Origin of the sequence: Flintibacter muris (assembly GCF_943192995.1) — a bacterium.
GTDB classification, from domain to species: domain Bacteria; phylum Bacillota; class Clostridia; order Oscillospirales; family Oscillospiraceae; genus Lawsonibacter; species Lawsonibacter muris.
In genome coordinates this window covers 59,907-76,530 of record NZ_CALPCP010000004.1, presented here as the reverse complement: position 1 = coordinate 76,530, position 16,624 = coordinate 59,907, and the positions used below count along the sequence as shown (strand labels likewise).

Annotated in this window: 38 protein-coding genes and 2 tRNA genes; all 40 read right to left on the bottom strand. The window is 39.3% G+C overall.

Annotated features, from left to right (window positions below; translation table 11 throughout):
• Positions 1-93, bottom strand: a tRNA-OTHER gene (locus tag NFS22_RS05540).
• Between the two features lie 3 nt (positions 94-96).
• Positions 97-187 (bottom strand) — tRNA-Ser (locus NFS22_RS05535).
• Positions 188-368: 181 nt separating this feature from the next.
• A complete protein-coding gene (locus tag NFS22_RS05530) occupies positions 369-641 on the bottom strand; it encodes an HTH domain-containing protein (RefSeq protein WP_251316727.1) in 273 nt (90 codons plus the stop codon).
• Positions 642-666: 25 nt separating this feature from the next.
• Positions 667-843 carry a hypothetical protein gene (locus tag NFS22_RS05525; protein WP_251316726.1) on the bottom strand — a complete coding sequence of 59 codons (177 nt, stop codon included), beginning with the start codon at positions 841-843 and terminating at the stop codon, positions 667-669.
• Positions 844-853: 10 nt separating this feature from the next.
• Positions 854-1,249 carry a beta-sandwich lipoprotein gene (locus NFS22_RS05520; RefSeq protein WP_251316725.1) on the bottom strand — a complete coding sequence of 132 codons (396 nt, stop codon included), beginning with the start codon at positions 1,247-1,249 and terminating at the stop codon, positions 854-856.
• A gap of 17 nt (positions 1,250-1,266) precedes the next feature.
• The gene (locus NFS22_RS05515) at positions 1,267-1,803 is read right to left on the bottom strand and encodes a hypothetical protein (protein ID WP_251316724.1); all 537 of its coding nucleotides are present in this window, start codon (positions 1,801-1,803) and stop codon (positions 1,267-1,269) included.
• Between the two features lie 18 nt (positions 1,804-1,821).
• A complete protein-coding gene (locus tag NFS22_RS05510; protein ID WP_251316723.1) occupies positions 1,822-2,145 on the bottom strand; it encodes a DUF2147 domain-containing protein in 324 nt (107 codons plus the stop codon).
• A gap of 4 nt (positions 2,146-2,149) precedes the next feature.
• Positions 2,150-2,341 carry a hypothetical protein gene (locus NFS22_RS05505; RefSeq protein WP_251316722.1) on the bottom strand — a complete coding sequence of 64 codons (192 nt, stop codon included), beginning with the start codon at positions 2,339-2,341 and terminating at the stop codon, positions 2,150-2,152.
• Entirely contained in the window at positions 2,341-3,027 is a 687-nt protein-coding gene (locus tag NFS22_RS05500) for a ParB N-terminal domain-containing protein (protein ID WP_251316721.1), read from the bottom strand. The genes NFS22_RS05505 and NFS22_RS05500 overlap by 1 nt, the downstream gene beginning before the upstream one ends.
• 122 nt (positions 3,028-3,149) lie before the next feature.
• On the bottom strand, positions 3,150-3,716 hold the full coding sequence (locus NFS22_RS05495; RefSeq protein WP_251316720.1) for an adenylyltransferase/cytidyltransferase family protein: 567 nt from the start codon (positions 3,714-3,716) through the stop codon (positions 3,150-3,152).
• Positions 3,717-3,728: 12 nt separating this feature from the next.
• On the bottom strand, positions 3,729-4,121 hold the full coding sequence (locus tag NFS22_RS05490) for a hypothetical protein (RefSeq protein WP_251316719.1): 393 nt from the start codon (positions 4,119-4,121) through the stop codon (positions 3,729-3,731).
• Between the two features lie 208 nt (positions 4,122-4,329).
• On the bottom strand, positions 4,330-4,719 hold the full coding sequence (locus NFS22_RS05485) for a hypothetical protein (RefSeq protein WP_251316718.1): 390 nt from the start codon (positions 4,717-4,719) through the stop codon (positions 4,330-4,332).
• A 4-nt stretch (positions 4,720-4,723) separates the two neighbouring features.
• Positions 4,724-5,434: a metallophosphoesterase gene (locus NFS22_RS05480; RefSeq protein ID WP_251316717.1), complete on the bottom strand. Its 711-nt coding sequence runs from the start codon at positions 5,432-5,434 to the stop codon at positions 4,724-4,726.
• A gap of 2 nt (positions 5,435-5,436) precedes the next feature.
• Positions 5,437-5,856 (bottom strand): hypothetical protein, encoded by a 420-nt coding sequence (locus tag NFS22_RS05475; protein ID WP_251316716.1) that lies wholly within the window; start codon positions 5,854-5,856, stop codon positions 5,437-5,439.
• 11 nt (positions 5,857-5,867) lie between these two features.
• Positions 5,868-6,011, bottom strand: a complete 144-nt coding sequence (locus tag NFS22_RS05470; RefSeq protein ID WP_251316715.1) for a hypothetical protein — start codon at positions 6,009-6,011, stop codon at positions 5,868-5,870.
• Position 6,012: 1 nt separating this feature from the next.
• Complete coding sequence (locus NFS22_RS05465) at positions 6,013-6,204, bottom strand: hypothetical protein (protein WP_251316714.1); 192 nt, start codon at positions 6,202-6,204, stop codon at positions 6,013-6,015.
• A 10-nt stretch (positions 6,205-6,214) separates the two neighbouring features.
• On the bottom strand, positions 6,215-6,415 hold the full coding sequence (locus NFS22_RS05460; RefSeq protein WP_251316713.1) for a hypothetical protein: 201 nt from the start codon (positions 6,413-6,415) through the stop codon (positions 6,215-6,217).
• Positions 6,415-6,753, bottom strand: a complete 339-nt coding sequence (locus NFS22_RS05455; RefSeq protein ID WP_251316712.1) for a hypothetical protein — start codon at positions 6,751-6,753, stop codon at positions 6,415-6,417. The genes NFS22_RS05460 and NFS22_RS05455 overlap by 1 nt, the downstream gene beginning before the upstream one ends.
• Positions 6,754-6,772: 19 nt before the next feature.
• Positions 6,773-6,928 (bottom strand): DUF7336 domain-containing protein, encoded by a 156-nt coding sequence (locus tag NFS22_RS24030; protein ID WP_420908844.1) that lies wholly within the window; start codon positions 6,926-6,928, stop codon positions 6,773-6,775.
• A 3-nt stretch (positions 6,929-6,931) separates the two neighbouring features.
• Positions 6,932-7,186 carry a hypothetical protein gene (locus NFS22_RS05450; RefSeq protein ID WP_251316711.1) on the bottom strand — a complete coding sequence of 85 codons (255 nt, stop codon included), beginning with the start codon at positions 7,184-7,186 and terminating at the stop codon, positions 6,932-6,934.
• A 214-nt stretch (positions 7,187-7,400) separates the two neighbouring features.
• Complete coding sequence (locus tag NFS22_RS05445) at positions 7,401-7,799, bottom strand: hypothetical protein (protein ID WP_251316710.1); 399 nt, start codon at positions 7,797-7,799, stop codon at positions 7,401-7,403.
• Positions 7,800-7,829: 30 nt separating this feature from the next.
• Complete coding sequence (locus NFS22_RS05440) at positions 7,830-8,165, bottom strand: hypothetical protein (protein ID WP_251316709.1); 336 nt, start codon at positions 8,163-8,165, stop codon at positions 7,830-7,832.
• 20 nt (positions 8,166-8,185) lie between these two features.
• Positions 8,186-8,377: a hypothetical protein gene (locus NFS22_RS05435; protein ID WP_251316708.1), complete on the bottom strand. Its 192-nt coding sequence runs from the start codon at positions 8,375-8,377 to the stop codon at positions 8,186-8,188.
• Positions 8,378-8,393: 16 nt separating this feature from the next.
• Complete coding sequence (locus NFS22_RS23685; RefSeq protein WP_277614747.1) at positions 8,394-8,525, bottom strand: hypothetical protein; 132 nt, start codon at positions 8,523-8,525, stop codon at positions 8,394-8,396.
• A 12-nt stretch (positions 8,526-8,537) separates the two neighbouring features.
• Positions 8,538-8,885 carry a hypothetical protein gene (locus tag NFS22_RS05430; protein ID WP_251316707.1) on the bottom strand — a complete coding sequence of 116 codons (348 nt, stop codon included), beginning with the start codon at positions 8,883-8,885 and terminating at the stop codon, positions 8,538-8,540.
• Between the two features lie 53 nt (positions 8,886-8,938).
• Positions 8,939-10,069 (bottom strand): DUF262 domain-containing protein, encoded by a 1,131-nt coding sequence (locus NFS22_RS05425; RefSeq protein ID WP_251316706.1) that lies wholly within the window; start codon positions 10,067-10,069, stop codon positions 8,939-8,941.
• A gap of 50 nt (positions 10,070-10,119) precedes the next feature.
• On the bottom strand, positions 10,120-10,560 hold the full coding sequence (locus NFS22_RS05420) for a MucR family transcriptional regulator (protein WP_251316705.1): 441 nt from the start codon (positions 10,558-10,560) through the stop codon (positions 10,120-10,122).
• 411 nt (positions 10,561-10,971) lie between these two features.
• Complete coding sequence (locus tag NFS22_RS05415; RefSeq protein WP_251316704.1) at positions 10,972-11,253, bottom strand: hypothetical protein; 282 nt, start codon at positions 11,251-11,253, stop codon at positions 10,972-10,974.
• A gap of 27 nt (positions 11,254-11,280) precedes the next feature.
• Positions 11,281-11,436 carry a DUF7336 domain-containing protein gene (locus NFS22_RS05410; RefSeq protein ID WP_251316703.1) on the bottom strand — a complete coding sequence of 52 codons (156 nt, stop codon included), beginning with the start codon at positions 11,434-11,436 and terminating at the stop codon, positions 11,281-11,283.
• A 28-nt stretch (positions 11,437-11,464) separates the two neighbouring features.
• Positions 11,465-12,172 carry a hypothetical protein gene (locus NFS22_RS05405; RefSeq protein WP_251316702.1) on the bottom strand — a complete coding sequence of 236 codons (708 nt, stop codon included), beginning with the start codon at positions 12,170-12,172 and terminating at the stop codon, positions 11,465-11,467.
• Positions 12,172-12,435 carry a hypothetical protein gene (locus NFS22_RS05400; protein WP_251316701.1) on the bottom strand — a complete coding sequence of 88 codons (264 nt, stop codon included), beginning with the start codon at positions 12,433-12,435 and terminating at the stop codon, positions 12,172-12,174. Before NFS22_RS05400 ends, NFS22_RS05405 begins: the two co-directional genes overlap by 1 nt.
• Positions 12,422-12,589 (bottom strand): hypothetical protein, encoded by a 168-nt coding sequence (locus NFS22_RS05395; protein WP_251316700.1) that lies wholly within the window; start codon positions 12,587-12,589, stop codon positions 12,422-12,424. Before NFS22_RS05395 ends, NFS22_RS05400 begins: the two co-directional genes overlap by 14 nt.
• Before the next feature lie 25 nt (positions 12,590-12,614).
• Positions 12,615-12,866, bottom strand: a complete 252-nt coding sequence (locus NFS22_RS05390; protein ID WP_251316699.1) for a hypothetical protein — start codon at positions 12,864-12,866, stop codon at positions 12,615-12,617.
• Positions 12,867-12,882: 16 nt separating this feature from the next.
• Complete coding sequence (locus NFS22_RS05385; protein ID WP_251316698.1) at positions 12,883-13,119, bottom strand: hypothetical protein; 237 nt, start codon at positions 13,117-13,119, stop codon at positions 12,883-12,885.
• Positions 13,109-13,351 (bottom strand): hypothetical protein, encoded by a 243-nt coding sequence (locus NFS22_RS05380; protein WP_251316697.1) that lies wholly within the window; start codon positions 13,349-13,351, stop codon positions 13,109-13,111. Before NFS22_RS05380 ends, NFS22_RS05385 begins: the two co-directional genes overlap by 11 nt.
• A gap of 275 nt (positions 13,352-13,626) precedes the next feature.
• Entirely contained in the window at positions 13,627-14,019 is a 393-nt protein-coding gene (locus NFS22_RS05375) for a hypothetical protein (protein WP_251316696.1), read from the bottom strand.
• A 92-nt stretch (positions 14,020-14,111) separates the two neighbouring features.
• Complete coding sequence (locus NFS22_RS05370; protein ID WP_251316695.1) at positions 14,112-14,444, bottom strand: hypothetical protein; 333 nt, start codon at positions 14,442-14,444, stop codon at positions 14,112-14,114.
• 61 nt (positions 14,445-14,505) lie between these two features.
• Positions 14,506-14,736, bottom strand: coding sequence for a hypothetical protein (locus NFS22_RS05365; RefSeq protein ID WP_251316694.1), 231 nt, complete (start codon positions 14,734-14,736; stop codon positions 14,506-14,508).
• Positions 14,736-15,122, bottom strand: coding sequence for a hypothetical protein (locus NFS22_RS05360; protein WP_251316693.1), 387 nt, complete (start codon positions 15,120-15,122; stop codon positions 14,736-14,738). The genes NFS22_RS05365 and NFS22_RS05360 overlap by 1 nt, the downstream gene beginning before the upstream one ends.
• Positions 15,123-15,400: 278 nt before the next feature.
• Positions 15,401-15,730, bottom strand: a complete 330-nt coding sequence (locus NFS22_RS05355) for a hypothetical protein (protein ID WP_251316692.1) — start codon at positions 15,728-15,730, stop codon at positions 15,401-15,403.
• Positions 15,731-16,624 lie beyond the last annotated feature (894 nt).

Genomic DNA, 16,624 nt, shown 5'->3' with positions numbered 1-16,624 from the left:
TGGCTGGAGAAGTAGAACTTGAACCTACAAAGAAGGTTGCGCTACCTTCGCCGCTCCATAGTACGGTGTGTCTACCAATTCCACCATTCTCCAATATGGCGGCAGCGGTGGGAGTCGAACCCACGGACGATTATTGGTCGCCAACGGTTTTCAAGACCGCCGCATTAAGCCACTCTGCCACGCTGCCATATCCCTCCCTCACCACGTATGTAGTGAGGGAGATTGTTGTGCAATTACCAAATGAATAGAACGAACCACAATGCCCAAAGACAATTTGCGTTTTTAGTCAACTTTGCAACATATCCAGTTACACCGCATATTGCAATGCTTACGATTGCTTTTGAAATAATTACTTCCATATCACACCCCTACAAACAAGTCTCAAGGCCAGTAATAGCCTTTTCCATTTTACTGATCCGTCCACGTAAAGACTGAATGGTATTTTTTATTTCCTCTTTATCTGTTGTTATGTAATAACCCATTTGACCAGAACAAATCGGACTACCATTACTACGTGCGGTATTAATCATGCGTCTGATTGTAGTTCGAGGAACCCCAAATGCTTTCGCCAACTCACTACTACAGATCGGATAATCTTTAGAATGTTCACGAAACCATCGATACTCTTCAATCAAGTCCATAGAATCCTCTGTATTATAAATGTTGTTATTTCCGCTTACTGCACCACTGACCATCAATCTTTCTCATAGAATAATCAGACAGTTCACCACGATAAGACGCAGTTGCCTTAACATCTTCATTTGTGACAACGATGTTTACACTGGTTGCTCCCGGAAACATCTTTTTCGTGTTTTCAAGAATCTCATGCAGAAAATCATCCATCTGTAGCACCTCAATCATTCATCGTAATTGTAACAGGAATAATCATCTCAGGCAGGAAGTTCACTTCATAATGATACTTGTCAACGTAGGCTCCGCTTACATCCTCAACTACGTAGATAGTCCATTCGTTGAGATATACCATGTGCTTTTTATAAACACCTTGTCCAACCTCTACTGTGACTACCAGTTCATTTGTAGAATTGTTTGAGATTGCAAAATTACCAATCAATTCAAACACAGGCTCATCAGTACGTGCATTAATAACCGCAAGCCGCCGTGTCACATTAAAGTTGTCTGCCTCTTTTGAAATATTATAGGCGACTCGATCAGACTGACGCTGACACCCACACAGCAAACAAGCCAAAGCCATCATACACACAAAAACTGTAATAATCTTTTTCTTCATCTTTTTCCTTCTTTCAATTAGTAGTTATCGGGAATAGACCAATCCTCGCAAAGTCTGCTATCTAACTTGGTCTGACTTACAGTGATTTCACTCTCTACATAAACAGGTTTAATTTCACCATCAACGGATGAAAGAATCCACGTAGCGGTAGTAACAACGCTCTCTGTATACAATCCATTAGGTTCAGCAAGAGGTACAATATTCCAATAACTCCCCCCGCCACGAGCCTCCTGAGAAGATTCAGGTGCGGTAATTGCTGCTCCATAAGGAATTCCATATCCAACACAAGTTCCTTGATAAATCCATTTGCCAGTATACTCATTCTTAGTATACCAATAACAAATAAGATTAGGATTATCCCGCATTTCATAGATTTCCTTCAACTGAGAATACTCAAAATAATTTGTGATGTTAGGAAATCCAATGCTATCTCGAATCTGTGATTTTACTTCATTTGTATACCGTGTTTCCTCGCTATCATAAAAACATCCAGAGAGTGTGCTAACCATAAGTACCGCACAAAGCATCAGTGCAAAAACTTTAAATTTCTTCATCTCAATTCTCCTTTTATTTTAATGATTAAGACATTGATTGTAAAACTGACGCAGCTTATTATTATCAATAGAATTAGTGTCCAAATTTGGATACCTCATTACAACATATTCCATAATTGTATTCTTATCTGCATCTGTTTCAGCATCATTATACTGTTTATAACTATCAGCCAAAAACGATGCAGCAGCTTCAGAATATGTTATAGTCTGCTTAAATACTTCACGGTTTGCCTCCGTTTGCCACTTACCAACGATTGCATCCCACTGAATAGCGGCATAAGTTCCCCCAACTACAATTACCAGAGCAAGTAGCGTTAGAAGAATATTTTTAATTGTTCGCATCAAATCATTTCCTTTCTTTCAATGTTGATATAAGTACATCGTGAAAAGACTGTAGAATCTTTTTATCTTTATTCTTTCTGTATAAAACTACTTTTGAGTTTTCGCCAGATTTGTTATTGAAATTTTCTGCAATATCAACAACATGAATTCGATTCATCTGTCTATCTTGATATGTACTGCCGATTGCAATATCCATTACTTCCTCGCATCTTCAGGCCAGATCACAACAGGAATATCAAAAATGCCAAGCATACGATACACCAGATAAGAGGTATACCCATCAAACAGATTCAAGTTCTCATCCACATAAATCTCAGTTTCAAACTTTCGATGACTACGCCACTCATTCAGACGATTCACTAACTTTTCGTTGCAAGGGATTGTCTTAGCGAAGCGGGGAGGAATCTGCACACATTCCAGAGGAACCACACGCCGCTCCAGATTCATGAATCTACATTGCTTTTCAGCGGCCTCCTGATCCAGATACAGCTTTTCATCCGTAAGCGTTCTGTTGGTAGCACTGGTAGAATCTGTAACACGATAGATAACCTTTTCATGCCCCTGATTCATAGTGGCCTCAATAGAAACCACAGTACCCTTACCAACTTCATATCGGGACTGACCAGTAGCCTTTACAGTACCCTTACCGCCACACTCAGGACAATCATACTCACGGACATTTCCTATTATCATTTCAGTAAGATTCTGCATAAACTGTTCACTTAAAGATGCTGCAAACGCATCTGGTGACTCAGCATTTGGCATAATTGCTGTTCCAAGATGAATCTTGCCAGTACCAGCACATACAGAACAGTTTACACGACTGATCCGCTTCAGGTAGTAAACAATGTCACCAACATTTGCTTTAGTTTCGATGTTCATACCACGATCTCCTTTGATTATAAATATTGTTATTTAGCGATTAGTATTGTCTGTTCGTTCACCTGACACTACTTATTATAATTAGAAATATTGTTATTGTCAAGGGATTTTTAAATTTTGTTTCAAAAAATTTTAGCCTTGTCCTGATAATACGAAACTGTCATCAATTCTGTACGAATACGATCATACATTTTGTGTAGCCGGGGATCAACCCATTGCATCCAGTCCTTACGATTATCCTGAACCATCATAGTACGCAGCATAGTAGCACTAATGGGTAAGCTACCACGATTTACAATAAATTCAGATGTATCTTTTATGTCCTCTACATCAAACCAACGACTTCTTGATTCATCGTTGCCATAAATCATAAGTTCTGGAGCCTTATACAAGTAGCGGTCTACATTGCCAAGCAGATACCGTCCCCACTCAGGGCGAATATCATTCTCATCTGTCATGTCGCTTAGACCATAAATCATAATCCTATCTGTGTCATACACAGTACGAATCATATCAATACGTGTTTGAATATTAAGCGGATTTCTGACAGTCCCACATTCCTGTGCGGAGCCAACCAGAATAAGCAACCTATCACACAAGGTAAGCCCGGTTTCTACAAGCCGTTGATGACCTTTGTGAAATGTTTGAAAGCGTCCAACAATTAAACCAGAATCATACGGTTTATTCATCTAATCACTCCTTTACCAGCTATCTATATCTGTAATATTTTCCTCTACTCCACAAACAGGACATTTTATCTTAATAACTGTGCCAATACCAGTGCCAGACAGTTCATAAATATATGTTCCCGCATTGCCACAAGACTTATAATGCCGCTCCATAAATGCACGTCTGGCTTTGCTTTCCTTATCTGACATAATACAGAGTGCATGATCTCGCACAGATTTCAGTTCCGTGTCCTTGGCCTGAATTTCAGCATCCTTGTTATATTCCTTAATCTGTGAGCGCAGAGCCTTATTGTCTCGAACAAGATAATTTACTGATTGCTTAATAGATTCTACACTTTGCTGGATATTCTTTTCAGGATCGCCAATAATGATTTCCTTACCATCATCAGTAAAAACAAATCCCATAAAATCACCCCATTAAGTAAATATAGAAATCACACCCAAAAGCGGCAAGCCTATAAACACTGTCAATAAAACCGCTACAGCCAATGCACCTAAAATTCTCATTGTGAAGCTATTGGTAGGAACTCCATTGATTGAAACAGTGAATTTAGGATAGAAAAACATAAATACATACGCAAGAAAAAAGAATCCTAATATGAATTTCATTAAATCACCCCAAATCAATTTCAATTTTATATGCCCCATTGCCATAATAATCAATGTCATAATCTTTCATCTGACCATCATTCTCTTTTGAATCTGGATTATAAGGCATTGAAAATCCAAGACGCAGAATATGATTAAGCACTCTACGAACAGTTGTGCTTCTGCTGCATCTTTCTTCAAAAGCAAGAGAACCATTATCCAAATTGACAAGAGAGCAATATGATGTAGTGTTACTGCCACTATATTTATTCTTATTATCACGGAACGACACAACCATAAAAATACCAATAATGTTTTCCTTGCGCTTAACAATAACCAAAGAGCCATTATGCAAATTCAGCTTACGATCCAAATTCAAATCTGGAATTTTCCCTTTAATAAAAACATTGTTCATTAAATTACTCCTTCAAAAATTCTAAATCAATTACATTCTTGAAAAGCATCTGCGCTTTATCATTAATTGACCGATCATCATGAAAATGTCCAAACAGCCAATAACGATAATTCAAGTTCTTTTCAACTTCTGTAAGCCAACGTTCCATAGAATTGTCAACAGTATTTTGATCTATGTCAGACAAGAACAAATCAGTTGGTTGCCATTGAAACGGACAAGTATGAGACAGAACCAGATCAACTTTGTCAAGCTGCTTTACCTTATTCAAAATAGCTACCCGCCGTTGCTCTGGTATCTGCTCGTCCTCAAACCAACGCCATCCATGCAATATACGATACCATTTATCAATGCTATAGGCTCCACCAAGTACAAGTGTCTGCAATCCCTCAAGGTTGAACACTTCGCCATCCTGTGCGAAAATAATATTGGAATATTCATCCTCAATATAAACTGCTCCACCATTCCATACTTCAATATGATATGTTCCGATAGTTGCTGGCCTACGCTCATGATTACCGTGAATACAGAAATATGTCCGATTACTGTCTTGCAAAATAACTTTCGCCTCTTGGTCACGTAAGTTACCGAAGTAGTTCACTCCTACATCACCAAGCAAGACAATTATCTGATCTTTTTGATGTGGAATACGACATTTATCAAGCCAGTTCAACAGCGTTCGCACATCACCATGAATGTCACCAGTACAATAAATCATACTTAATCACCAACAAATATACGGGAATTGATATAATTAGGCTCCCGATTGAAAATAGGAATTTCAGTATCAATTACCCATTTATCACGACAGCAAACACCTGTGACTTTCCCGGACTTATCTCTGGCATCAAAAGTTACAGGCTTCTTAATACAACACGTTCCACGCTTGCAGGAAGTTGGATAATCATTCCAGTTAATACCCTTTTGAGTAAAAAGCATATCCTGAATTTCGTTGCAAGACTTCCCCATAAGTTGCTTGTGTGAGAACTGAGCCTGACCCGCAGACTGGATACTATTACGAGTAGCGTCCTGCTGCCGCCAAATCAAGCAGTTCATAACTTCCTCTTTCGGCACATTAAAAGCACGAGCATCAAACAGCGCACGATCAAAACGTGATACGTACAGTTCTGCTTGTTTCAAAGCGGCCTGATCTACACCATCAGGATCATTCGTACCTCCATCGTACCACCCAGCAATTCTACTTGCAGCCCATGCGTCACATAAAACGCCATTTCCACTTCCTGCCGGGTAACAATATGATCGTCAACCAACACATAATAGATTTCGTTATTCATGTTATTTTTCCTTTCTTGCCTTTGCCAATTCTCTTTGCCGCCAATACTCATGCTGCTCATTCTTTTGTAAATGCCAACATTGTTTTCCAAGACAGCCCTTACGCTTCATTTCCTTTACCGTCAATGATCCACAGTGAAGTTTACAATAAGCTGCTGGATTGTTTGGTCTACCACCAAAGATTGTCTTTTCCATTTGAATCACCTCATAAGCAGCTAAAATGTTTCAATAGCATATTTCCAAGACGATTTCCTTTACAATCGTAGACAACACCATAAGCATCTCCATCTGCATCCATCCAAATTGATAAACGATCAACCACATATCCATGTCCAACTGTAATTTGCGTTGGATTTGATTCACGAATTGAAATACAACGTACTGGTAACATAGCAATATTTTTCATTAATTTTTCCACCTTTCAATATTAATATTGTCATATACGGCTTCACTTTGATCTATCGGTATCAAATCCATTCTCATACCCTGATCGCTGTTGATTGCAATAAATTTCCCGTAACAATCTGCATTATAAGGATTTCTGTCTAAGTACCATAGGCCAAAGAAAATTCCAAAACACTTTGCTTCTCTGCACCAAAGAACAATACCATCATAATTTATTCCTTTTAGCTTAATGTAATCGCCAGTTCTGATTTCATTACCTTCACTATTCAAAAGTCTGGTCAGCGTTCCAATCCGCTCATTTTTACTGTGTCTTACCTGATACCGCTTTTTCCGCTCCATATAGCTTCTCCTTTGAGATTTACTTTTCAGTTTCATATACCTCAATGTGTGCGCAAAGTCCTTTGCATTTTTCATTCTCCTGCTCCACACGTTTTTCCGCTTTCTTTGCTAATCTATACACGGCGATAATATGATAATCGTCAACACAACCGCCACAAACAATGTATACTTGCATTTCTTACACCTCAATTTCTTTTTCAAATACAACCCAATTTTCCACGTCACAATCATCAAGAATAGTAGCTGCATCATCCAAAATACAAAAGTAATGCTCGTCAGTCTCTATATCTTTATTAAAATTCCAATCCTTAATCGCCTGATCCAACTGATCCTTTATATATGCCTGTGCCTTATCCTTGTCGGTAAAGACCTCAATGTTCGTGCCGTTGCCAAAATGGGTATTCCAACTATCAAGAACAATATACAATTTCATTTTCTAAACCTCCATTACATTTTATGTTCTGCAATTTTCCGCAAATGGTTTTTCTTTAACAGAAAGATATTAATATTTGCAACGTGCCGTAATTCCTCCAGTGCTGCTATAATGCGTTCTGTACGCTTCTGCTCAAACATACTCCGCTGTGCTGGATATTTTGGTTTGTAAAGGTACATTGATCCACTTGACCGATCCTGATATACAATGCTGGTCATTTTTCCACTTCCCCTTCGGTTACAATATCGGCCTCATGAACCACATAGGCTTTTCCACAAAGATGTTCCAACCATTTAATATGCTGTATGGTTTGCTTGTCGCTTGTTTTTATAATAATCCATCCACTTTTCATGAGGCTTATAAAATCGCTTTGATAATAATGATCGTATGTAAACATTGGATCAATGGAACGCAAAGTGATTTTATAACCATCGGAAACCTTATAATGACTTTCATCAATCTTACATTCTGTCCATGTTTCCTTATCGCCAGATACCATGCAAAATCCAAACGGCGTAACCATTTCAATCTTGCCCATTTGAGTAAAACAACGAAAGTTTTCAATACCTCCATTATCTTCAATCAATTTTTCCAGCCCATAAAAATCTTTCATTATACTTTCCGTCCTTTCTGGCATTGCTGCCTATACTCCATAATTAATACAGTCAAGCATTTCTTTCAAGCTGTCGATCTTGTGGTACTGCTCTTTTGTATAATTCTTATTGTGAGACTCCAGCCATTCCACAAGAGACTTAATATACAAGTACATATCGCTCCAGCTATCAAAAGAAAATCCACACGCTGCCAGCTTTTCATGATTGATTGCCAGTTTAATTTCATCTATATCCATCAATCCACCATCTTTTCCACAATAAGGACACAACTCTTTGTCTTTTCCTTCATCATAAATAATTTCATTCTGGTGGAATACTTTCATACAATGATTGCAACGAACCATATCTTCAAAATTCATTGACATTTTTCCAAACTCCTTTTTTATTAATGGGCTTCGCCATAGTAAATGTCTGGCCTACTGGTTACGTTATAAATCCAACTACCGTAACGAACAAGCAATGCGTCTTTACCATAAATCTTTTTCATTCCTGTAATGCTGCCTGTTACACTGAAATTCGGAAAATCACTTAATTTCAATCGCTGCTTATCTTTAACATACACTGTTTTGACTCTCATTTTTCCACCATCCTAATTAATGAATGACACGTACACACAACAAATCAATATCAGGATTGAAAAATGCTGCATGGTATTCATCCCAACTATTGAAAAACCCGTTATCAAAAACTCCGTTCTCTTTCCACTCTGCATAAATCTTTGCCATTTCAATTTCCTCCTATTTTATAATGCTCTCCGGGCAACCATTATCCAGCATCTCACGTTCAATTATTTCATCAGGATATGCGTCAATTTCTTTACCATCACTAAAGCGAATTTTCCACATTGGCAAACACTCTAAGTCTGCACCATCTTTATGTTCATTGTCATACTCTGGTACACGTCTGATAACTTCAAAGGATTTTCCAATATATTCTTTATAATCGTCACCCATTGACCAAAATCTTTTTGCAAATCCTTCAGCCTCATAACATTCAAAACAATCTTGAACAAATTCCTGTTCCCGTTCTTTGCTCATTTCATCACGGTATTCAGGATATTTTGTTTTCATTTCATCCCATGTCATTTTGTTTTCCTTTCTCCCCGTATAGCCAGATAGGACAGCTTTTCCGCTATGACTTATTCCTGCTTTTCTCCGTCCTCAATGGTAAGCTGCTCACCAGCTTCACCATGATTTTCCACTTCGGACTCCTGCAACGGCTCCTGATCCTGCTGATCTTGTGCGTCCTCAATCTTTTCTTCCGTTACATCGGTATCTTTCTGTACCTCTACACCAGCCAACTCCTGCATGATCCGCTGCCGTGTCTGAACTGCTCCGGGCTTTGCGCTGCCGCTACCGACAGTCTTGTTATAATCTTCAGAGGTGGAAGGATTGCCGCTAAAGAACGTCCGCAACGTCTGGTTGATCTCGTCCTGTGTAGTCTCTTCCTGTACTGCCAGATAGCAATAGTAAGCACAGCTAACAAAGTGCGTCCGTGTCTTAATCGTCCGAAGGATTTTCTTGTCCTCAACAGGATCAAGCATTTCAAGAAAAGCCTTATAAGCATCAAGGCCAGACTGGATTTTTCCGATAGTATCATCATCCGTCTGTACAGATTTTGCCCACTCACGGAAAGACTTTGTAGAGAAGTCCGGGCTTTCCACGGTTGCCATATGATAAAGCTGCATTGCGATGTTCTCATCAGTAAACCGCCGCTTGCCAGCAGCCGTAACAACATTCTGGATAGCGTCATGCGCTGCAAGCTGCTGGAACACTACCAAACAAGGCGTGTTTACTCTGGTCAACTCAACAGCCGTCAGAGGCTTTCCATTGTTCAACCGCCTAAAGAACTCCCTGATCTCCTGCTCCGTCATATCCTCATAGTAGTAAATCGTAAGGGAATACTCATTGATCCGATCCTGTACCCATTCGGGCAACTGGCTAAACGTCATTCCGCTAATGTCCTCCATATTTCCGTCATCGTCAAAAACAGGAGGTGTATTTGTGGAAAGTGCAAACTCGTCATTGAGAAATTCACAAATTGCATTGCTCCGCTGCTTGCCGTCAAGACTGTCATAAATCTTGTTCTCGTCACGTGTGAAATACATAGCGGGGATCGCATAACCGTAAACCATACTGTGAATAAGGAGAGACTTCTTTTCCACGTCCCACACAAGACCACGCTGCACTGCATTGTCAAAATTGACGTTTCCACGCTTCATCTGATTAACAAGAGTCTTTGCCGTCCACTGTACATTAAGTTTATTCATGATAATTCTCCTTTTAATTAATTGATTTTTGATAGCTTTTCCACTATGGATTATTTCTTAAATTTCCGCTTGCGCTTATCAAGAAGTTCTTGAAGTCTTGCCTTTTTACCTTTACGCTTGTCCGTTTCTCCTTTTTGAATCTGTGTAGCTTTTCCGCTTTCTAAAAGTTGCTGATTCATACCATTGTTTTTTGCATGTTGCCGCATTGTCTCTGAATATGTTTTTTCCGTTGTTCTTGCGCTGTGACATAATCCAAATTTTTCTTTGTATTCTGCTATGGTTAAATCATGATTTTCTTTTACATGACTTCCTAACCGCACAAACGATTTTCCGCAAATATGACATATCACTTTGCCCTGATCGTCATAAGCGATAGTTCCCGCCGCTGGAATATCGTGTATTTTTCCACCACCTTTGAAATATTTATAACAGCTTTGACATAACCCTCTGTAATGCCTATTAATAGGTTTTCCGCATTGTGGGCAATTCATATTTAGTAATCCTCCGCATAGTAGTCCGATAACTTTACAAAATATCTACCAGCATAGAAGAATGACTTTTTATGATCGCTTTCCATACAAACCTCAATACAGGGAACACCACAAATTATGTATTTCATTATTCACCACCTATTAACTATTCTGTTATTCTGTTTCCTCCAGAAGCCTCCCATACATTGAAAGATGCAATCATCAATCCGCAATAGATGAACGTTGACGGAAAAATCTCTTCCAATGGAGCACCGCAATCTGACGCTCCAGCCTTACCTAAAATCAGGAAAAAGAATATTACTGTTGCCATCCTGAAATAGTGCGTACAATCTTTTCACGCTTTTCCGCTTTGCGCTCCCATTCCTCCCATTCCTCCCATTCTTTATCTGTGTATTCCACTTTTTTACCTCCTTAATATACAGGCCATTTCATTGTCTGTAATGCCTGTTGCTTTTCCGCTTTGCCATTCTCCGTTAAGCTGTTATCATCCATAAAAGCAGCAACTTCACCGAAGGAAATTTCCGGGATCATATCAGACAGCCATTGTACAAACTGATCCTTGCTAACTTGTTTGTGCTTGTGTCCATAGTTAATCAAATTTTCCACAAGCTGACGCAACATATAATTTTCCATGCCGTTAAATTCCTTCTCCAGATAAGCCATAAATTTTTCCGCATTAAATCCTTTTTCCATTTTAGTTTCCCTTCTCCGATATGCGGCTTATTTTGAAATTTCGTATATTTCAATATATGCGTTCAGTCCTTTACATTCTTTGTTTTCCAGTTCAACACGTTTTTCCGCTTTCTTCAATGATCTGTATACGGCAATAATGTGATAATCGTCAACACAACCACCGCAAACAATATATATTTGCATATTTTCCTCCTTGATTTTTCCGCTATGGTCAAGCTACATTATAAATAGGTACGCTTTTCGATCCAGCATACTTATAAAGTACAATGTCCTCCAGGTTTTCCGCTCCCGCCACTTCTGCCAGTTCCTTTTTAATACCTTCATCATTCCACGAAACACAATAACAAGAGCAACCGTCAATTTCCTCAGGGCTTGTCGGCTCTGTATCCCCCTCATGTATAATCCATTCCGAACCAGTATTGAAATACATTGTTTCAAAGGCTTCAAGGCTTTCTTTTGTCCAATATTTAACGGGATAATAAACGGTATTCCACTCACTTTGACAGCAGCCGTGAATTTGCCTATAGTCCCATTCTTCTCCTGTCACAATGGAAAGAACGTCAACCAAAATCTGATCCTCTTCACTGTTATGGCAATCGCTATACTTCAAAACAAGTTGCTTCAGCATTCCGATCTGCTGTGTGCCATAGGCTTTTCCATCGTCTCGCCACAACTGGTTATTAATGGCCTCTGTGACTGTACTATAAATCGAATAGCCGCTTTTTTCTGTAATTGCTTCAATATCCTCTGCCAGTTCTCCAGCGTCAAGGCATTCTTTTACCCTGTCAAATACGCTGCTTGTGCGGCTCTGATAGTCTTTATTCCCCCATACGTTGATATACTCCACGCCGTTTCCGTCATCGTCAAAAATCCTGCTATCCTGAAATTGCGGCTCAATCTGCCTTGCGTATATTTTCATTACGTTGCCCTCCGTCCATAATCTTTTTTTGTGATTTTTCCGCTTGCGTCACGCTCCAATAAATAAAGAGGACTATCAATAGATATATAAGTATTCTCTTTATCAATTAAAACTTCCTCTTGTCGTAACATAACGCTTTTGAAATTTCCGCTAACTGCTAATTTCTTTTGTTGTTTTTCCGCATTTTTGCGCCTTTTATATTCTCTATGAAATGTTGCCCAACCTCCACAAATAGGAAAACCAATTACACTATAAACAATCATGATTTTCCTCCATATCGTCAAAAATGATTTTTCCAATTTTGCCATTTTCACACTTGATTTTAATGACAGATTTTCCACATTCTGTAACTACCTCATAAGAAATATTTTCATATTCCAGATTAGATAGAATATCATTAAATATTTTCTGAAACATATGTAACCTCCTTTTACTTTTCCGCTTAACATGGAATAGCAGCATATAGCGGCTCTTTTGTGCGTCTGTCTTGTAATTCAAAAATATTACCGTCATTAATAACCGCCATTCTTCCACGCTTGCACACAATCCCTAATTTATGAAGGGCATATAGAAAAGCCCGCTTTTCGTCTGTTGCGTTTGTCTTAAATTCGCCAATTTTAATTGAATCATTCCACGTCCAACCGCCTTCAGCCTCGGTCCATGCGTCAATCTGTCTAATTTCAAACTTTGCCATTTTTACAGCCTCCAATTTAATCAATAAAGTTTTCTCTGCCTATATATTCTCCTGCTGCATAGTCTTGATCCGTATAACTTGAATACCATGTTAAATCGCCATGTTTTTCCTGTAGGTCAATCAACTGTTGCATACAATCCTCTTCATCATTACCGCCCACTGTAACGGTAAAACCGTCCTCATATTCACCGCATATTCTCCACGGCTCATAAATACAACTGTCAATATCAGAAATGGTATTGTTATAAATCATGTTTTTCCTCCGTAACTTTTTCAATCTTGAAAACATGGTTTTCGTATTTTACCGTTTTTCCGCTTTGTATTTTTGTCAATAAGCACATATAATAAGACAATGTTTCCTCTTGACGTGGAAAGTTTAATTCATTGGTTTTAATGATAGCCTGAATATACTTGTATGCTTCGGAAATATTTCCAGCCAGTGCTTCAAACTCAACATTGCAAACCTTATATATAACTTTAATCATTTTCCGTTCTCCTTAAAATGTAACCCTATCATATTGCCGTTGTGTAATTTCTCCGCTTTTACATAGGGAGTCAATAAAACAACTCCACTCAAATTGTACCTTGCAATAGTCCGCTTTTCTGGCCTTCAGATATGCCCCACGATCCCCATTATAGCAAGTCTCAATAAAAGCCTTTTTAATATCAATAGTCCGCATTTTTCCGCCCTCCATAAATCAATAATAGCAACGTTTTTGTAAAAATTCTTTTCCGGGCAATGGTAACAGGAAGTCTCCGCTTAAACCGTTTTTCCCGCTTTTACGTCCTCCCGCCAGCTTGTAACTTCATCAATAACAGGCTGAAGGGCTTCTTCCAATGTGTAACCGTATTTTGCAAGGTACTTTTTCAGTTGGTCACTTGTGCAAGTGTATTTCTTGTTTCCCGTTTCATTTTCAATATAGCCGTTTGTCATTTCCACAAAAGCAGCCCATACCAGAGAACGGATCGAACGGCGGGAATTTTCCAGATTTACAAGTAACATACTTTTCCCGTTGCCGCCGTTTGTGTGTCGTTGCACAATGTCCAACTGATCCCGCACACTATCCCGGAAATAGCCGATATTAAGCCGCATATTTCCAGTATTAAGGAAATAACTGTCAAGCGTGTCAAAAGTCAATTTTTGATTTGTCATAGTAAAAACCTCCGTTATTTTTCCGTTTGTGGTTTATAGCTTCATGGAATAGGGCTTTTTGTTGCGGAAAACCCTTTAGAAAACCGCTTATTTTACGCCGTCAACTTTCCCACAAATTCCTCCAGCAATGCGGCAACGCCGTTTTGCATATCGTCCACGCTCAAGGTATAATCTTCAATAATCGCAAGGGCTTTTCTGTCGTACTCACGGCACAAGTTATAATTTGTTTTACGCCCAATGGGGGAATAACCCGTGGAAATAATCACGTTTCCCACGCTGTAATAATCGCAAGCCCAACCTTCGGCCCTTGCACTATAGGCGAACGGATCAACAAACCGCAAAAGGTTTTGGAGGTTACAATATCCCACGCAATAAACCGGATCGCCCATTTCCCGGATTGCCTTTTTTGTTGTCTTGTATTTCATGACTTTCTCCTTCTCCCCGTTTTGCCGATAGGACAGCGCAAATTATAAATATTGTTATTTGTTAGGTTCTCATTACCTGATCTAAATAAATCCGCATATTCCCCGCTCTAAAATATGCCCTTCCTGCTGCTGTTTCGTTAATTCTGGCTTCATGCCATTTTTGCAATGGATGATCTACAATGGAAACTCTCCACATAATACGAGGATCATAGCCTTCTTTAATATGAATTTCAATACAAGCACAATTTGTTAGGCTATAAACGCCGTGAACGTCAATATTTTGAGTTTTCATTATTTTACCTCCGTAAATTTACGTATGTACATATGAGATTTTACTTCTTCTTTATTATCGCCTGTAATGCTGTGAATGTCGGTTAAATATACTCCAATGATATAAAATCCGTTTGTGGCCTCCGCTACAATGTTAATCCACACGTCAAAATCACGGGATTCTTCACTATACCAATTATAAACCCGCTGATTTTTGGCAAAAGTAGCTTTTGCCTCATAGATTTTGGTACACGTATTTCCCCAGCCACACGCAACTTCAACGGCCATTTTCGCAGCGTCCACAATAGGAAATTCGTCCTCTTTCATGTCGGCAAGAAAACGGCGCACAAGGGGAGCTTCTTCAAGCGTGATATATCGCTTGTATTCCTTTTCAAGTGTAACTTTCATTTTTTCACCTCTATAATTTTTATTGTGGTTTAGTGGTTTATAGGTATATGGGATCGGGCTTTTTGTACTGGAAAACCCGCCAGAAAACCAGTTGTTTTTTTAATCCTCTACCATGTAAAAACACTAAATCAATAGTTGTTTTATGGCTTCTATCCAATGGACGGATTAAAAACGGTTTAGCTTTTAATTATCGCAGATTGCTATAACTGCCTTCTTGATCTGCTATGCTCCAATAGCCCGGTAAATGCTGGAAAGTGTGTCCACGTTAGCGGACAAAATCAGATTTTCACGAAAATAAAGAAATTAGGATCGTACCATTCAGCTTCACAACATTCTTGATCGTGTGATACACCAACAAACCCGGAAAAGCCTAAACGCTTCAGTTGATGAAGAACTTTATCAAAATTCTTCAATTCAACGCCGATAACGTCAATTAATCCGGCTTTTTCACTAATAATGGTATAACCCTTTTCGCCATAGTCAAGCACAACTTCAAGTTGTGCAATGCGTTTACCGTGGTCATAAATACCACGATAGCAAAAACCATTTTGAAACTTTTTAGCAAGTTCAATATTGGTTTTGCCGTCAAGTGATAATTCAAGATACATTTTTAACCTCCATACGTTAGCATGAATTTAGAAATATTGTTTGTGGCCTCATTAAATCCCCCCAATTCCTCACTATGCCATTGACGGTATTTCAACCGCCAGAGTGGTAAACTTCCTTATATTAAGGAAGGCCAGCCGTGGGACACGTCAACCACATTTTTAAGCCTATATAACAGGGGATCAACAGCCTATTTAATTTTCAAGGTTCACGCCCTGACCATGCTTCCCGCCTTGCGTGTGCCTCCTTCAGACTGTAGCGGGCTTGTGTTTCGTTGTTTGGTATGGTTAGAGTATATAACAACATTTCTAATTTGTCAACGGATTCTTTGCTTCAAAACTGCACAAAAAACAACGGATGATTTTGTGCAAAATTATAAATATTGTTATTATGGTATTTGTACCAGTACCGGCAAAAGGCGGTATAGTGTGCGATTGCTTATATACGGTTTTTAAAGGCCGCTAACGGCGTTTTGTGGCGGCGGTAGTATCTCTATATTGCTTTGTGTTGGCGTGGCCTGTAGGGCTTTACAAGGCGATTTGTGACGGTTCGTGTCTGATAGTTATTTGTAGGTTTGGGCCGCTGTCGTTCTGGTGGTGTAGTTTGTGGGCGGGATCGTTGGTGTGGAAATGGGCTGATAGTTGTTTGAGTTGGTGGGCGGTTTGGTGTGGTGGATGGTGTGATCTGGTGTGTGGGATATGGGGAGGACGAAACCGAAACGAAAACCGCCCTAAAAAACGATTGATTCAGGCAACAGGGGATAAAGCCGCACAAGCTGGACACGCTGCGTCTTGCCTGTGTGCTGCTGGCCTCCGGGTCAATCCTCCCGCCGTCCTGCTCCGTCTGGCTGCTGTCTGGTGTTTGTTCGGTTTTTGGTGTATGCCGAACAAACCCGC

Bases quoted from the DNA above. Each gene is read 5' to 3' on its own strand.
- NFS22_RS05530 (WP_251316727.1), bottom strand. From the start codon at position 641: ATGGACTTGATTGAAGAGTATCGATGGTTTCGTGAACATTCTAAAGAT.
- NFS22_RS05525 (WP_251316726.1), bottom strand. From the start codon at position 843: ATGGATGATTTTCTGCATGAGATTCTTGAAAACACGAAAAAGATGTTT.
- NFS22_RS05520 (WP_251316725.1), bottom strand. From the start codon at position 1,249: ATGAAGAAAAAGATTATTACAGTTTTTGTGTGTATGATGGCTTTGGCT.
- NFS22_RS05515 (WP_251316724.1), bottom strand. From the start codon at position 1,803: ATGAAGAAATTTAAAGTTTTTGCACTGATGCTTTGTGCGGTACTTATG.
- NFS22_RS05510 (WP_251316723.1), bottom strand. From the start codon at position 2,145: ATGCGAACAATTAAAAATATTCTTCTAACGCTACTTGCTCTGGTAATT.
- NFS22_RS05505 (WP_251316722.1), bottom strand. From the start codon at position 2,341: ATGGATATTGCAATCGGCAGTACATATCAAGATAGACAGATGAATCGA.
- NFS22_RS05500 (WP_251316721.1), bottom strand. From the start codon at position 3,027: ATGAACATCGAAACTAAAGCAAATGTTGGTGACATTGTTTACTACCTG.
- NFS22_RS05495 (WP_251316720.1), bottom strand. From the start codon at position 3,716: ATGAATAAACCGTATGATTCTGGTTTAATTGTTGGACGCTTTCAAACA.
- NFS22_RS05490 (WP_251316719.1), bottom strand. From the start codon at position 4,121: ATGGGATTTGTTTTTACTGATGATGGTAAGGAAATCATTATTGGCGAT.
- NFS22_RS05485 (WP_251316718.1), bottom strand. From the start codon at position 4,719: ATGAACAATGTTTTTATTAAAGGGAAAATTCCAGATTTGAATTTGGAT.
- NFS22_RS05480 (WP_251316717.1), bottom strand. From the start codon at position 5,434: ATGATTTATTGTACTGGTGACATTCATGGTGATGTGCGAACGCTGTTG.
- NFS22_RS05470 (WP_251316715.1), bottom strand. From the start codon at position 6,011: ATGAATAACGAAATCTATTATGTGTTGGTTGACGATCATATTGTTACC.
- NFS22_RS05465 (WP_251316714.1), bottom strand. From the start codon at position 6,204: ATGGAAAAGACAATCTTTGGTGGTAGACCAAACAATCCAGCAGCTTAT.
- NFS22_RS05460 (WP_251316713.1), bottom strand. From the start codon at position 6,415: ATGAAAAATATTGCTATGTTACCAGTACGTTGTATTTCAATTCGTGAA.
- NFS22_RS05455 (WP_251316712.1), bottom strand. From the start codon at position 6,753: ATGGAGCGGAAAAAGCGGTATCAGGTAAGACACAGTAAAAATGAGCGG.
- NFS22_RS24030 (WP_420908844.1), bottom strand. From the start codon at position 6,928: ATGCAAGTATACATTGTTTGTGGCGGTTGTGTTGACGATTATCATATT.
- NFS22_RS05450 (WP_251316711.1), bottom strand. From the start codon at position 7,186: ATGAAATTGTATATTGTTCTTGATAGTTGGAATACCCATTTTGGCAAC.
- NFS22_RS05445 (WP_251316710.1), bottom strand. From the start codon at position 7,799: ATGAAAGATTTTTATGGGCTGGAAAAATTGATTGAAGATAATGGAGGT.
- NFS22_RS05440 (WP_251316709.1), bottom strand. From the start codon at position 8,165: ATGTCAATGAATTTTGAAGATATGGTTCGTTGCAATCATTGTATGAAA.
- NFS22_RS05435 (WP_251316708.1), bottom strand. From the start codon at position 8,377: ATGAGAGTCAAAACAGTGTATGTTAAAGATAAGCAGCGATTGAAATTA.
- NFS22_RS23685 (WP_277614747.1), bottom strand. From the start codon at position 8,525: ATGGCAAAGATTTATGCAGAGTGGAAAGAGAACGGAGTTTTTGATAAC.
- NFS22_RS05430 (WP_251316707.1), bottom strand. From the start codon at position 8,885: ATGACATGGGATGAAATGAAAACAAAATATCCTGAATACCGTGATGAA.
- NFS22_RS05425 (WP_251316706.1), bottom strand. From the start codon at position 10,069: ATGAATAAACTTAATGTACAGTGGACGGCAAAGACTCTTGTTAATCAG.
- NFS22_RS05420 (WP_251316705.1), bottom strand. From the start codon at position 10,560: ATGAATTGCCCACAATGCGGAAAACCTATTAATAGGCATTACAGAGGG.
- NFS22_RS05415 (WP_251316704.1), bottom strand. From the start codon at position 11,253: ATGGAAAAAGGATTTAATGCGGAAAAATTTATGGCTTATCTGGAGAAG.
- NFS22_RS05410 (WP_251316703.1), bottom strand. From the start codon at position 11,436: ATGCAAATATATATTGTTTGCGGTGGTTGTGTTGACGATTATCACATT.
- NFS22_RS05405 (WP_251316702.1), bottom strand. From the start codon at position 12,172: ATGAAAATATACGCAAGGCAGATTGAGCCGCAATTTCAGGATAGCAGG.
- NFS22_RS05400 (WP_251316701.1), bottom strand. From the start codon at position 12,435: ATGATTGTTTATAGTGTAATTGGTTTTCCTATTTGTGGAGGTTGGGCA.
- NFS22_RS05395 (WP_251316700.1), bottom strand. From the start codon at position 12,589: ATGTTTCAGAAAATATTTAATGATATTCTATCTAATCTGGAATATGAA.
- NFS22_RS05390 (WP_251316699.1), bottom strand. From the start codon at position 12,866: ATGGCAAAGTTTGAAATTAGACAGATTGACGCATGGACCGAGGCTGAA.
- NFS22_RS05385 (WP_251316698.1), bottom strand. From the start codon at position 13,119: ATGATTTATAACAATACCATTTCTGATATTGACAGTTGTATTTATGAG.
- NFS22_RS05380 (WP_251316697.1), bottom strand. From the start codon at position 13,351: ATGATTAAAGTTATATATAAGGTTTGCAATGTTGAGTTTGAAGCACTG.
- NFS22_RS05375 (WP_251316696.1), bottom strand. From the start codon at position 14,019: ATGACAAATCAAAAATTGACTTTTGACACGCTTGACAGTTATTTCCTT.
- NFS22_RS05370 (WP_251316695.1), bottom strand. From the start codon at position 14,444: ATGAAATACAAGACAACAAAAAAGGCAATCCGGGAAATGGGCGATCCG.
- NFS22_RS05365 (WP_251316694.1), bottom strand. From the start codon at position 14,736: ATGAAAACTCAAAATATTGACGTTCACGGCGTTTATAGCCTAACAAAT.
- NFS22_RS05360 (WP_251316693.1), bottom strand. From the start codon at position 15,122: ATGAAAGTTACACTTGAAAAGGAATACAAGCGATATATCACGCTTGAA.
- NFS22_RS05355 (WP_251316692.1), bottom strand. From the start codon at position 15,730: ATGTATCTTGAATTATCACTTGACGGCAAAACCAATATTGAACTTGCT.